Origin of the sequence: Gloeocapsa sp. PCC 7428 (genome assembly GCF_000317555.1) — a bacterium.
GTDB lineage: Bacteria > Cyanobacteriota > Cyanobacteriia > Cyanobacteriales > Chroococcidiopsidaceae > Chroogloeocystis.
Genome location: NC_019745.1, coordinates 3287590 through 3301069, shown reverse-complemented (window position 1 = coordinate 3301069; position 13480 = coordinate 3287590). Strand labels below are relative to the sequence as shown.

The window sequence follows — 13480 nt, the reverse complement described above, 5'->3', positions numbered from 1 at the left end:
TTATTGTGTTGCGTACTAACCGCTATTTTTTGTTTTGCGTGCATCTTGACTGAGTAATCCTACCCCAAGTGTTACCAAAGCTACTCCCAAAATTTGCTTACCTTGTAAAGCTTCCTGAATAATCAACCAAGCTAAGATTGCGGTAGAAGTAGGATTACTAATCGCCACAATGGAGGCGATCGCAGCATCGGCTAAATGGATGCCAAAATTGTACAACAGTTGTCCAGCGAGTGTGAGTAAAGCGGCAATTAAGCTGACAATTCCCAGAATTGACCAAACATCAGCTACCTCGATATTGACGAATAACAAACTGAGGCTAGAAAACACTAAAATAACTGTACAACTGACAACGGTAAAAGGCACAGGATGAATTGCTCGAAAACAAATTTGTGCCAGAATCCCTTGAATAGCATAAGCGACTCCGGCTCCTAAGGCTGCGCCAATACCAATTAAAGTATCGCTATCGGTTGTTGTGGTGAAACTCGGCACAACAAGAAAACTACCAGTGAAGACAATAACTAGCACTCCCCAACGCAACCATGTTGGGCGATCGCCAAAAATTCGCCAAGCGAGGATAACTGTAATTGCTGGGTGAATAAAAAATAAAACCGTAGCAACCCCAGCAGGTATCTTGGCAATGGCAATGAATAGAAGTGCGAGGGATAAAAATAAAGAAAAACTACTAATAAAAGCTTTAATAAATAGAGGACGGCTTTGAGGTTGGAGCAACTGTTTTAAGTTTATCCATGTCGTGGCGTGAAGCTTGGGTGCTAGCAAAACTATCAACGGTAGCATAAAGACTGCGCGCAATTGCAATAGCAACAATGAGTTAGCGAGACTAGGAACAACAAATCCACCAAAGGGCAGTATCCCAAAAATAAAACTGTTGACGAAAACCACCCGCAGCAGAACGTTTTGAGCAGCTAGACACAGAGAACCGAGAAAAACGAGCGTAAAGCCAAGCATGAATAAGAGGGGTCAGGGGTCAGGGTTTTGTAACGAACCACTCCGGATGCAGCGAAATCAGTCTTGGGGAAGATCAGAAGTTGATTTAAAGAAATTGCAATAATGGTAAAATAGGATACAGAAATTAGAAAAAAATTAGACAGCGCCGCAGAGTTTTAACGGTGTGAAGAGGAGGTTTTTGATGAATCGCTTGCTACATCAGTTTGTCAAACATCGCAATACTCAATTAGGAGAAGTTGAGTTTCAACATCAGCCCGAAGGACACCTTCATCCGAATTATCGCCACATGACTTGGTTTCGTCCTTCAGAGATGAATGATAGTTCCACGCACAGATAACTGAAGCTATCGGCACTCAACGCGCCCAGTAAATTGCATACTTTTCCAAGATGACAAAAAAGCCGTAGAGGAGGATTCCTAAAATAGAGAGTGCCAAAAGTCCGGCAAAAGCTAGTGGTACATCAAAGTTAGAACTAGCAGCAACGATGAGATAGCCCATTCCACCATTCGAGGCTACCGACTCAGCAATCACGGAACCAACAAACGCAAAAGAAGCGGCGACTTTCAGCGATGCAAATAGATATGGTAGAGTGTGGGGCCATCCGACTTTCTGGAAGACTTCTAGCTGTGAAGCACCAAGCGATCGCAGCACGTCTTTCATCTCTGGCTCAACGGTATCTAATCCTAAAGCAACGTTAACGGCGATTGGAAAGAAGGCTAATAAGAATGCCGTCAGTGTTGCCGGAATTTCGTTTGCACCAAACCAAACCGCAAGGAGGGGAACTATTGCCACCTTAGGAATTGTGTTAAAACCTACTAAAATTGGATAAAGCGTAAGGTAAGCAATGCGCGAGTAACCAATTAAAAATCCCAAAAAGACGCCAGTTGCGATCGCCAAAAGAAATCCAATCGTTGTTGTCACTAATGTTCGCCAAGCATTCGTCCACAGTTGCGAACTATATGTAATAGCAGCTTGATAGATACTACTAGGTGAAGGTAAATTAAACTGCGGAATTTGAAAAATATGAACTCCTAGTTCCCAAACGAGCAACAACAGAATAGTTGCCAGAAATGGTAATAAAAAACTAGCTACCTTCGAGTGAAAGAACCGATTTAATTTAAATTGTTTACTCATATTGCGTTTACCTAGCTTCGACGAATGTGCTTGCGAATATCAGAAAAGAGATGATTAAAATCATCGGTTAAACACATTTCTAAAGTGCGTGGTCTAGGTAAGTCAATTTTTAATTGATAAATAATTGAACTAGGGCGCGGACTCATGACGTAAACGGTATCCGATAGAAACACAGCTTCGCGCAGATCGTGAGTAATCAGAATGCCAACACACTTAACTCGCATCCATAGATTTTGCAACATCACCCACATTTCCTCGCGAGTAAAGGCATCTAATGCTCCGAAAGGTTCATCTAATAAAAGAATTTCTGGTTGATGAATCAAAGCACGACACAATGAGGCACGCTGGCGCATTCCTCCAGAGAGTTGCCAGGGGAGTTGTTGTTGAAAGTCTTGCAAGCCAACGGTTGCTAAAAGTTCCTGCGCCATACGTTTGTATTCTGGCAGGCGCTGTTTATACTCGCGCTTGTATGGTTGAACAACTTCTAAAGGTAGTAAAACATTTTTTAATGTATTTCGCCAAGGTAATAACACTGGATTTTGAAAGGCAATCCCCACATTTTTGAGAGGTTTAGTAATCTTTTTCCCTTGCAGTCTTATTTCTCCAATCGAAGTAGGGTTTAAGCCAGAAACCATTTTCAGGATTGATGTTTTACCACAACCACTAGGTCCGACTATAGAAACAAATTCACCTTCGTTGATTGATAAAGAAACATCTTCAATAATTCGTTTTGGCTTATTATCAACAACGTACTCTAAACCAACGCAATCAAATTCAAGAAGAGCATGATTTGCTAAATGGGTTGATTCAGTTGTTTCTGCGATATGTTTGGCAGGTGGCATAAGCTGAGAAACTTAATCTGATTTTTAGTTGATTTCTATGATTTCAAGACCAAAATTTTAAATTTGTGTCTATTGGTATACAGCATAAACATTAAATACCAATTTAGGCGTAAACTTCGTATATATAACTACAGTCTTTTGATATGCACTAAAATAAGGCATCTAGGTTTGTATTTCTTTCTGGAAAGGCAGAGCGCAAAGCTTTATTCTCGGTGGTTCTAGAACAAAACTAATACGTAATTGATACCTGTGTCGTATAGAGATCGCGGCGCAGCATTAGTTAATGGTTGCAAGTTTTGCACAGCGCACCAAATCGCAATTAAACACCTGGCTTAAGTAGCTGTTGAGTCTGCGTTTCTAGTTCTTGTGTATCAATAAGATCTATTTCCAACACTAAGCGTTCTCAAGCGAGAAGCCAGCGTTGATAATAATCCCAATTTGGATCGTCTAGTGGTTTGCTTCCCATTCGGCGATCGCGGCGATTAATTCCTGACGAAAATCCTCCCACTCGTAGTGTCCTTTTTTAGAAAGTCTGTCCATCCTTCTGTACCTGCGGGACGTTCTGGAATCACGAACCATCCCATACGCGTACTTCAGTTGATTCAGGAATATCTAACCCAAACTCTTTTAGAACTTTTCGTGGTTCTCGACTGCTTTCATATGTTCGCCCTCAGCACCCGCCATTGCGCGCGGTAAGTTCATTGGGGCGATCTCCGAGGGGGTGTCTTAGAGTCAGCGTTGTTTAAATTTAGGATCTACCCATGCTTTAGCACCGTTAAACGGTTCCATATCCTTTTCAAGGAAGTTGATAACTTTATCAACTGTTTCACTTGTAACCATTAAGCAGAGGTTCGCAGAGTGATGGTATTGTACTCAAAATGTCTTAGAAAATTAAAATTGGAGACTGAATATTCATATTACACGCGTTTATTCAAAGCAACAATTGTATAGAGTCGAGATACAATAGTTGCCATTGCTGAGACTATGCAGATTTTGTTGTTAAATGTAGTTTCAGCTTTTTTGAAGTCAACTCAATCTGTCAAACTCAACTTTTACTTATAAGAGTGATTAGTCAAGCTGCAAATAAAACAGAGTTACGCCGTTTGCTACTTCAAAAGCGGCAATCTATGACACTGCAAGAGTGGCAAGAAAAAAGCGATCGCATTTGTTTTCACCTCCAATCATCCTCCTTATTTATTCGGGCAAAAACTGTTCTTAGCTATTTCAGTTTTCGTCGGGAGCCAGAACTTAACGCGTTATTTAGCATTAATAAAACTTGGGGCTTGCCGCGCTGTGTCAACAAATCGCTGATTTGGCATTCTTGGAACCCAGGAGATGATATTCAAACGGGACTTTATAACATTCCCGAACCTGTCTCGCGTGCGCCACTCATTCATGTTAACGAAGTCGATTTAATTCTCATTCCGGCGATCGCTTGCGATCCTCAAGGGTATCGCTTAGGTTACGGTGGTGGTTTCTACGATCGCTTGCTCAGTTGTCCTGAATGGATGTCAAAGCCCACGATTGGAATTACGTTTGACTTTGCTTATTTACATCAATTACCTACTGAAGCTTGGGATAAACCTCTACATGGTGTTTGCACAGAAACGGGCTTAAAAATGATGCGATGAAATTTCTTTGATTTGGCTTTGCCCAGCGCAGAGGACTATTGTCCCCTGCGCTCCAACTACATACTTTTAAGCAAGTATTTAGTCAGAAAAATACAATTACTATAATATGACATTACTATTACAAAGTCAATAGTTTTTATTAGCTAAAAATTACTTTATTCAAAATATTTAAGTCAGTAGACTAGAAGTAATCGACAACATTAAAAAACACAAAAATTAAGATTTTTTTATTTACTATGCCACTCTGCACCCGTAACACTGATGTTTATTTAAGCAGCACATAAACAGAATTTTAGGAAATAGCAAAATTTTAATAAAGCAATAAACAGACATGACAAACAACTTAGGAGTGCGGCGCTCCTAACTACATTATGCAGAACCTACTTCTCTTTCCTTGGCTAAATAGTGGTATTTTTATTTCCATACATCAGTGACATTGCGTAATAGCAGATGAGTAAAATCAAAGCCCAACCACAACTCAATCGAAATCAACGCACGTTGGCGAGATATGTGTTGCTGTATGGGTTATTAGGGGCGATCGCGATTGTTATGTTGTTTCCCCTACTCTGGCTCATTAGCACTGCCTTCAAATCGTCGAGCGAAAATATATTTCAATTTCCACCACAGTTGCTACCGAGTCAGCCGACGGTAGAGAATTTTGTGCAAGTTTGGCAGACAAATCCTTTTGGACGATATTTATTTAACAGTACTCTCGTTGCGATTCTGACGGTAACGCTCAATTTACTTTTCTGTGCATTAGCCGCGTATCCGCTAGCAAGACTAGACTTTCGTGGGAGAGACTGGATTTTCACAGCAATTGTCGCGACAATTATGATTCCTTTTCAGATTGTGATGATTCCCTTGTATATTCTGACCGTTCAGTTGGGGATGCGCAACAGCTATTTAGGAATCATTTTTCCGGCGCTGGCTTCGGCGTTTGGTATTTTTCTTTTGCGACAAGCTTTTCAAGGCGTTCCCAAAGAAATGGAAGAGGCGGCAAGAATTGATGGCTGTTCGGAATTAGGGTTATGGTGGTTTGTGATGCTACCCGCAATTCGTCCAGCATTAGTAACGTTAGCTATTTTTGTGTTTATTGGTTCTTGGAGTGACTTTTTGTGGCCTTTGATTGTCATTGATCGACCAGAATTTTATACTTTACCTTTAGGGGTAGCAACGCTAGCAGGGACGTTTTCACTCGATTGGCGATTAATTGCCGCAGGTTCTGTCATCTCAATTGCGCCTGTGATTCTGGTATTCTTACTATTACAGCGCTACATCGTGCCAACTGAAACAGCTAGTGGTGTCAAGGGTTAACGCGGACGAATAACTTGCGGAGCCGCGATCGCCGTTGGTAGAGAGTCATCAATAGTTGTATTGTAAGCTCCTGACCACGCTGCGACCAACGTATCACATAGCCGTAACAATTCGGCTTCGCTTTGCATACCCCATAATGCAAGAAATTGACGATCGCGCGCTAATGCTAGCCGCCAAGGGAGCGGAATACTAGTGGTACCGTTGTATACTCCTGATAAAGCACCGACAATCGAACTGATAGCGGGCGATCGCTGACTAAGATGCGCAGCACGCCTGAGTGACAGTGAAAAGTCTTCTGGAGTACTTAAATAACAGTAAAGTGCTAAAGCGATCGCGCTAGTTGGTTGAGCTTCTCCCAAAACCGCGATCGCCTTTGCTAAGCTTGCTTGATGTTTTAATAAACTTTGTACCTGTACAAGCTGTTGAGTCAGTTGTAATTGAGGTGCTGCGATGAACTGAATTACTCGCCCCATCAAGTTGGCTGGTGGCATTTCTCTTAAAGACGATGCGATCGCATAACCAACCGCTAGAACTCCCGCGATTATTTCTGGGTCGTTTTGCCATGCAACAAATTGCTGCAAATGAGCTTGCAATCGAGTTTCGTTTTCGTGATAAAAAAGCGCGATCGGCAACGTTGCGATAATAACTTTGACCGAGTGACTTGTTTTACTTTGGTTTGCGGGGTAAGATAAATTTCCCTGTCGAATCAAGCTTTGCGCAACTTCAGTTGCTAGACGTTCCCACGTAAAATCTGCTGCTTTTATTTGTGCGTCTTTACTAGAAGTTGCTTGTGTTAGCATTCCTCCAATCGCTGCGCCTAGCAGAGTACCGCGAAATCGACTACCGAGTGAGTAACGCATTCATCAGCCACTCAGGTAATGAACTAATGCTTGCAACCCCAAGCGATAACTCTCAGCACCAAAACCACTAATTTGCCCTAATACAACTGGTGCAATGTAAGAATGGTGGCGAAAAGCTTCGCGTTGGTAGATGTTACTAAGATGAACTTCTACCGTTGGTAACTTAACAGCAGCGATCGCATCCCGTATTGCCACACTCGTGTGTGTATACGCACCAGCGTTAATTAGTATTCCTTGGTGTTTTTCTCTAGCCGCGTGAATTGCATCGATCAAACTGCCTTCATGATTTGATTGCAGCGCTGCCACAACTACACCTAGGCTTTTTGCTTCTTTCTTCAAGAGGTCATTAATATCTTCTAGCGTAGTAGAGCCATAGACCTCCGGTTCGCGTTGCCCTAAAAGATTGAGGTTTGGTCCGTGTAGTACAAGAATACTGTGCAATGGCGACGACTCACGATGGACTACTAATAGCGGCGGCGATCGTCAACTGGAATAGGAATTGGTTCGGGTTCTGGTTCAGCTTCTGGACCTAACAAAGTTTCTATTAGCCGTCGCGCCCATTCCTTTAACTTTTCCAGTACTTTTTCTAAGTAGTCCATTGACTCGAGTGCTCCTAAAATACGACCTGGTGTTGTTTCGCTGACTTATATGAAATGATGCCTATACTTAAGTTTTAAGTTTGTAAGTGTTACTTATTATTAAACTTATCATATCAGCTGAAACTAGACTCATGACACTACAGACAGATATCCGGTTTAAATTGCCAAGCACTCCGAATATTCAGCATAGAGATTTTAATTATAATGGCAAGCTGTGCAAATTTGTGGTACGTGGCGATTCTTAACTTTTTCTTCATTAGTAGCGCTAGTTACACTTTCCTAAAATTGACTGTCAAGTAGCTTACGGCGTAAAGCGTCGAGCGCGGTACAAGCACTCAAGTGGCGAATTAAGGATCGCGATCGGTCTTGACCGTAGCGATGTTCAAAAGTTTGCACTGTGCCGTTTGCTTGAGCTAACCCAATATAGACTAAACCTACGGGCTTAGTAAGACTACCGCCATCAGGTCCAGCGATACCAGTAATGCTTAATCCCCAAGTTGTTCCCAAATGCGATCGCACTCCTTGTGCCATTTGGGCGGCGACTGTTGAACTGACGGCTCCTTCTTGAATTAAAGCTTGTGGATCGACACCTAACAACGACACTTTAACTTGGTTGTCATAGGAAATAACTCCGCCCATAAAATAGCGCGAACTTCCAGAAACATCGGTCAACATTTGTCCCAATCCGCCACCTGTACAAGATTCAGCAACACTAAGCGTCGCATTTGCTTGTTGCAATAATTGCCCGACCACAGAGGCTAACGAGTCATCATCTTGACCGTAATAATTTAACCCACCAATCGTTTGTAGTTGCTGTGCGATCGGTGCGATCAATTCTTCCGCAGCGGCGAGTGAAGTTGCTTTAGCAGAGATGCGTAATTTCACTTCGCCACGGCTAGCATAGGGAGCAACTGTTGGATTCGGTAAGTTAAGAAATGCTGATACTTTTTCTGCTAAAGCTGACTCCGCGATTCCCCAAAACTTTAAGGTGCGACTAAAGATAATTTCTTGACCAAATCCTAAGGTTTTGAGATACGGTACGGCAGTTTCTTGCCACATACGCTGCATTTCTGATGGCACACCAGGGAAAGTTAAGATATGCAAATTAGAAGTTGGGGACCAAACGATTCCTGGTGCTGTACCAGCCGGATTCGGCAAAACGGTGGCTCCTTGCGGAATCAACGCTTGCTTGCGGTTACTCGGTGTCATTACTCGACCGCGAATCGCATATTTTCGGGCAATGTCTTCTAGAATTTCTGGATTTTCTACTAAAGGGACACCAAAAAAATCGGCGAGAGTTTCGGTTGTCAAATCATCAGGTGTTGGACCAAGCCCGCCCGTGAAAATGAGGATCTTTGAGCGCGCGATCGCAACTTCAATGACTTGCTTGAGCCGCGCTACGTTATCTCCCACAACTGTTTGATAGTAGTGGGGAATTCCTAGATTTGCGAGTTGCTGTGCTAAGTACTGGGCATTTTTGTTCAAAATATTGCCCAGGAGTAACTCGGTGCCAACACAAATAATTTCAGCAGTCATAGTATAAGCTTTTAGCCATTAGCGTTTAGCTATTAGCTATGAATAAGTTTTTACAGTCTACAGTTTCTACTCATGACCGAGCGTGCTTCCAAACTTGCCAGCTGGTGTAACTCAAAAGCGAGGTTCCCGCACACGCATAAGCAATACCACTCGGTATCCCAGCAAAAGCGAGTGCCAATGTCCCCACCCATAACGTCAACGAGTAAATGAATAAAACAGCAAATCGATGCGACAGCCCAGCGCGTAATAGCCGGTGATGCAAATGGCGTTTATCTGCACTAAAAGGCGATTTTCCTTGCCGCAGGCGTGCCAGAATAACCGCAGACATATCAACAATCGGTACTGCTAAAATCAAATAAGGTAGCAGCACCGCCGTCACCGCCGCAGTCTTTACAAGTCCAATAATGCCGACACCAGCCAAAGTGAAGCCGATAAAATAAGCCCCGCCATCTCCCATAAAGATTTGAGCAGGATTAAAGTTGTAACGAAGAAACCCTAATGTCCCACCAGCCAGCGCCGCTGCAATCAAAGCTGCTGCTGGTTGTTGCATCGATAGGGCGACAAATAGCATGACGGTAGCAGCAATTCCTGAAACTCCAGCCGCTAAGCCATCAAGACCATCAATCCAATTAATGGCATTTGCCATCCCGACTAACCAAATTACCGTGAAAGGCAAACTTAGCCAACCGAGTTGAATTAGTCCGACAAAAGGAATGCTCAAAAAATCAATATGTACGCCCATCTGCCAAACAATCCCTGCAACAATAACTTGGATAAGAAGCCGCAAGAACGGAGATAGACTCAACAAGTCATCGGCTAAACCAATCAAGAAAAAGGCAATTCCGCCAAGCGTGACACCCCACACTTCCCACTCTTTGGTTGGTGGTAAGATGCCAAAGCCCCCAAGCGACCAAACTAGTAATAAAGCTACAATCGTCCCCGTAAAAATCGCAACTCCTCCTAGGCGTACCATAGGACGTTGATGCACTTTACGCTCGTTAGGTTGATCGACGCGTCCACTTTTGATGCCAATGGTTTTAACAACTGGAGTTGTCCAGAGGACGACGAAGGCAGAGACAAAAAAGGCGATCAGATGGTATAGCTGAATAGGCATCGGTAGTTACTCAGTCACTAAAGCAACGTCTCAGCCAAAGTTTACCCGCATTTGCACAATTTATATCTACATTCAACACACAAAAGTCAAAAAGGGGTGTGGGGAGTGTGGGAGAGATTTAATTTTTATTGTTCTTTATTACCCGCTACCCAACTCCCTCTACTTTGCTACCCCCTGTACCTGATCGCTTAATTAAGCTAACGCTGGTACTGGAATATTGAGATGTGGATAGAGTGGGAAGCGATCGCATAAATCTGCTACGCGTTGACGACAAGCTTGCGCGATGCTTTCATCTTCTGGACGCAGCAGGCGATCGGCGATAATGTTTCCAATTTCGGTAAACTCCGCAGTTCCCATACCGCGTGTTGTCATTGCTGGCGATCCAAGGCGTAAACCACTCGTCACAAAGGGTGATTCTGGATCAAAGGGAACTGTATTTTTATTCGCAGTAATATTTACGCCACTCACTAACTGATCTGCCTGCTTACCTGTCATGCCAATACTGCGCAAATCAACAAGCATCAAGTGATTATCGGTACCATCTGAAACAATCTTAAAACCTCTTGCTTGTAACTGTGTCGCCAAAGCGCGGGCATTTTCAATAACTTGGGCGCTATAAGTTTTAAACTCTGGTTTGAGTGCTTCGCCAAAAGCAACGGCTTTCCCTGCAATGACGTGTTCTAAAGGACCTCCTTGACTACCAGGAAACACTGATTTATCTAACTTTTTGCCTAATTCTGCATCGCGGGTAAGAATCAATCCACCGCGAGGACCACGCAGCGTTTTGTGTGTAGTGGTGGTAACAACATCACAGTAGGGAATTGGGTTAGGATGTAAGCCGCTTGCAATTAAACCAGCAATATGCGCAATATCAGCTAATAAGTAAGCCCCAATTTCATCAGCAATACTTCTAAATTTCTCGAAGTCAATAATGCGTGGGTACGCCGAGTAGCCGCAGATTAATAACTTAGGACGATGTTGACGCGCTAATTCACGGATTTGGTCATAATCGAGTTGCTCGGTTTCTTGACTAACACCGTAATGGCAAACTTTAAACCACTTACCAGAGACATTCACGGGCGAACCATGCGTCAAATGTCCGCCATGAGATAAATCCATTCCCATGATCGTGTCTCCAGGTTCGAGCAGCGTTAGAAATACGGCAAAATTTGCTTGTGCTCCAGAATGCGGTTGGACGTTAGCATGGGCTGCACCAAAAAGTTGCTTAGCGCGGTCAATTGCGAGTTGTTCAACACCATCGATGTACTCGCAACCACCGTAATAACGCTTTCCTGGTAAGCCTTCGGCGTATTTGTTGGTGAGTACAGAGCCTTGCGCGGCTAAAACTGCTGCGGAAGTAAAGTTTTCGCTAGCAATTAACTCTAGATGATCGCGTTGGCGCTGAAGTTCTGAGTTAATTAAATCTGCAACAGCGGGATCTGTTTGGGCGAGAAAGTCTAAGTTATTACGAGTCACTTGCTGATATCCCTAAAAATAATTGAGAACTGTTGTTTATGACATCATCAATAGATTTTGCTAGCTAATTTTAGCGTCGATCGCACTTGTGCGGTTCGTTTTTCACGTGCGATCGCGTTCTCTGCCTTTCATGAACGATCAGTATATTAAGCTGTGTATGCATTCTTACAGTATTTCTAGTTACTTACCATAAAATGGAATTAAGTCAATTAGGGGTTCTCTAGGAGGCAGTGGATGTTAGTGGTTTTGATAGAAGATCAAATCCTTGCCCCACATCAGGTTTGTCAAAGCTGTTTGCTGGCGGATCAAAGCGGTCAACCCCGCTGGCGTCAAGGTCAACTCCGCTGCGGTCAAGCGCTGCACAAAATAGCAGCAAGCCAGCCAGACCAGTATCAGTGTATGATGGGCTTTCGGATTGCTAACATTGAATAACCTGTCAATCGCGTATATAAATACTCTAATTCAAGGAAATTGATCTCAGTAATTTCAAGAGAACAATAGACCTGCGTTATCCTGTAGCTTAGGGAAAGCAAAAAAATTGGGAGGAAAGTAATGGCTTGGCGCGGGTCAACGACGGTTTGGGACAGAATTTTTGCGAGCCTTGCTTATTTGTTACCGCTAGTCGATGTTGTGGGGCTGTTGCTGCGTGTCGGAATCCAAAATACAATCTTTGGTGAATTCCCTGCACTCAGAGTCGTTTTAGTGCCTTTATTACCTCTAGTACAAATTTACTTTGGCATACCGTTTGTCGGACTCATTATTTTCTTTGTCTTATTCTTACTCGTGGTGAGAAACGAACGGGTGAGCCACTTTATCCGCTTCAACACGATGCAGGCAATCTTAATCACAATCGCGTTATTTTTGTGCAGTATTTTAGTGCAGATATTAGCACCAATTCCAGGCGCGACTTTTGCGATCGCTACAATCGTCAACACTATTTTTCTAGGCGTATTTATCGCCGCTGCTTACGCGGTGATCCAGTCTTTGCTTGGTCGTTATGCTGAAATTCCGGCAATATCGGACGCGGTGTATATGCAAGTCCGTTAAGCTTTCTCGAATGGTTGCACGACGGTGTATTCTCGAGAGATTACGGTATTTTCCAATCGACCAATCCCCTCAATTTCGACGACAACAAAATCCCCTAAGTGTAACGGTCCTACACCAACAGGTGTTCCTGTGAGGATAACATCGCCAGGCAAGAGAGTCATAATTTGACTAATATAGGACACCAGAACATCTGGAGGAAACACCATCTGATCGACACTTGCTGATTGTACAGGTGCTTGTTCGTTGATAAACGTCTGTAACCGCGCTCCAGGGCTAAGTTCTCGGACTATCCAAGGACCCAAGGGGCAGAACGTATCAAATCCTTTGGCACGCGTCCATTGACCGTCGCGTTGCTGGAGATCGCGCGCTGTTACATCATTCGCAATCGTGTAGCCCCAAATTTTGTTTTGCGCTTGCGTCGGCGTGCAGCTAAAAGTGCGATCGCCGATAATTAAGGCTAATTCGCCTTCGTAGTCTACGCGCTGCGCTTGCGCAGGATAAATGATTTCGCCGCCAGTCGGAATAATTGCGGTTGAAGGTTTGAGAAATAGTAATGGTTCTCTGGGTACGTCTGTCCCCATTTCTGCCGCATGGTCGGCATAGTTTTTCCCAACTGCAACAATTTTAGAGGGAGCACACGGAGCTAGAATTTGATAGCGATCTGGTTCTAAATGCAAATCCGTAGGCTGACCTTGCAACCACGGTGGAGCATCAAGGACCTGAACGCTTTGGCTTGGTTTGAGCAACCCGTAGTAAATCCGTCCCTCTTGATTTTGAACTCGGACGTAGCGCTGCGCCATAAAGTGCTGTTAATCTAGGTTTTGAGCTTAACTGCTGCCAAAGACAGGCTGCGATCAATTGATCACACCTCAGCATACATTGCATAGGTCGATCAACTTTGTAAGATATCATCTCATCTATGATTAACTTAGTTTTTTTGCTAGCTGCGATCGCGGTATCGA

Annotated in this window: 15 protein-coding genes and 1 pseudogene; 5 read left to right on the top strand and 11 right to left on the bottom strand. The window is 43.5% G+C overall.

The genetic code is table 11. The features are described 5' to 3' along the window. Positions 1–15: 15 nt before the first annotated feature. Entirely contained in the window at positions 16–966 is a 951-nt protein-coding gene (locus GLO7428_RS14490) for a DMT family transporter (RefSeq protein WP_015189315.1), read from the bottom strand. 181 nt (positions 967–1147) lie between these two features. Between GLO7428_RS14490 and GLO7428_RS27910 the strand changes: the two genes are divergently transcribed. Next, a complete protein-coding gene (locus tag GLO7428_RS27910; RefSeq protein WP_015189314.1) occupies positions 1148–1303 on the top strand; it encodes a hypothetical protein in 156 nt (51 codons plus the stop codon). A gap of 16 nt (positions 1304–1319) precedes the next feature. On the opposite strand, the gene GLO7428_RS14485 is transcribed toward GLO7428_RS27910, so the two are convergent. From GLO7428_RS14485 to GLO7428_RS29745, 3 genes and pseudogenes are all read right to left on the bottom strand, one after another. Then, a complete protein-coding gene (locus GLO7428_RS14485) occupies positions 1320–2099 on the bottom strand; it encodes an ABC transporter permease (protein ID WP_015189313.1) in 780 nt (259 codons plus the stop codon). 11 nt (positions 2100–2110) lie between these two features. Beyond that, the gene (locus GLO7428_RS14480; protein WP_015189312.1) at positions 2111–2941 is read right to left on the bottom strand and encodes an ABC transporter ATP-binding protein; all 831 of its coding nucleotides are present in this window, start codon (positions 2939–2941) and stop codon (positions 2111–2113) included. A gap of 568 nt (positions 2942–3509) precedes the next feature. Then, positions 3510–3557 (bottom strand): annotated as a pseudogene (locus GLO7428_RS29745) (hypothetical protein); the annotation flags it as partial. 448 nt (positions 3558–4005) lie between these two features. Here GLO7428_RS29745 and GLO7428_RS14465 point away from each other — a divergent pair. Beyond that, entirely contained in the window at positions 4006–4572 is a 567-nt protein-coding gene (locus GLO7428_RS14465; protein ID WP_015189311.1) for a 5-formyltetrahydrofolate cyclo-ligase, read from the top strand. Positions 4573–5121: 549 nt separating this feature from the next. Beyond that, positions 5122–5886 carry a carbohydrate ABC transporter permease gene (locus GLO7428_RS14460; RefSeq protein ID WP_369792532.1) on the top strand — a complete coding sequence of 255 codons (765 nt, stop codon included), beginning with the start codon at positions 5122–5124 and terminating at the stop codon, positions 5884–5886. Here GLO7428_RS14460 and GLO7428_RS14455 read toward each other — a convergent pair. The 6 genes from GLO7428_RS14455 to glyA all read right to left on the bottom strand — a co-directional run bounded on the left by GLO7428_RS14455 (position 5883) and on the right by glyA (position 11471). Beyond that, positions 5883–6746 (bottom strand): ADP-ribosylglycohydrolase family protein, encoded by an 864-nt coding sequence (locus tag GLO7428_RS14455; RefSeq protein ID WP_015189309.1) that lies wholly within the window; start codon positions 6744–6746, stop codon positions 5883–5885. The two genes, GLO7428_RS14460 and GLO7428_RS14455, sit on opposite strands and share 4 nt — an antisense overlap. A gap of 3 nt (positions 6747–6749) precedes the next feature. Continuing rightward, the gene (gene aroQ / locus GLO7428_RS14450) at positions 6750–7187 is read right to left on the bottom strand and encodes a type II 3-dehydroquinate dehydratase (protein ID WP_015189308.1); all 438 of its coding nucleotides are present in this window, start codon (positions 7185–7187) and stop codon (positions 6750–6752) included. 23 nt (positions 7188–7210) lie between these two features. Continuing rightward, positions 7211–7345 carry a hypothetical protein gene (locus GLO7428_RS29495; protein ID WP_015189307.1) on the bottom strand — a complete coding sequence of 45 codons (135 nt, stop codon included), beginning with the start codon at positions 7343–7345 and terminating at the stop codon, positions 7211–7213. A 279-nt stretch (positions 7346–7624) separates the two neighbouring features. Next, positions 7625–8881 carry a competence/damage-inducible protein A gene (locus GLO7428_RS14445; RefSeq protein WP_015189306.1) on the bottom strand — a complete coding sequence of 419 codons (1257 nt, stop codon included), beginning with the start codon at positions 8879–8881 and terminating at the stop codon, positions 7625–7627. Positions 8882–8951: 70 nt separating this feature from the next. Beyond that, positions 8952–9995, bottom strand: a complete 1044-nt coding sequence (locus GLO7428_RS14440) for a glycosyltransferase family 4 protein (RefSeq protein ID WP_015189305.1) — start codon at positions 9993–9995, stop codon at positions 8952–8954. Positions 9996–10187: 192 nt separating this feature from the next. After that, positions 10188–11471, bottom strand: coding sequence for a serine hydroxymethyltransferase (gene glyA, locus GLO7428_RS14435; protein WP_015189304.1), 1284 nt, complete (start codon positions 11469–11471; stop codon positions 10188–10190). Positions 11472–11705: 234 nt separating this feature from the next. On the opposite strand from glyA, the gene GLO7428_RS14430 reads away from it, so the two are divergent. Then, the gene (locus GLO7428_RS14430; protein ID WP_015189303.1) at positions 11706–11903 is read left to right on the top strand and encodes a hypothetical protein; all 198 of its coding nucleotides are present in this window, start codon (positions 11706–11708) and stop codon (positions 11901–11903) included. Positions 11904–12023: 120 nt separating this feature from the next. Continuing rightward, a complete protein-coding gene (locus GLO7428_RS14425) occupies positions 12024–12518 on the top strand; it encodes a Tic20 family protein (RefSeq protein ID WP_015189302.1) in 495 nt (164 codons plus the stop codon). Here GLO7428_RS14425 and GLO7428_RS14420 read toward each other — a convergent pair. Then, positions 12515–13318, bottom strand: coding sequence for a fumarylacetoacetate hydrolase family protein (locus tag GLO7428_RS14420; RefSeq protein ID WP_015189301.1), 804 nt, complete (start codon positions 13316–13318; stop codon positions 12515–12517). The two genes, GLO7428_RS14425 and GLO7428_RS14420, sit on opposite strands and share 4 nt — an antisense overlap. Between the last annotated feature and the right edge of the window lie 162 nt (positions 13319–13480).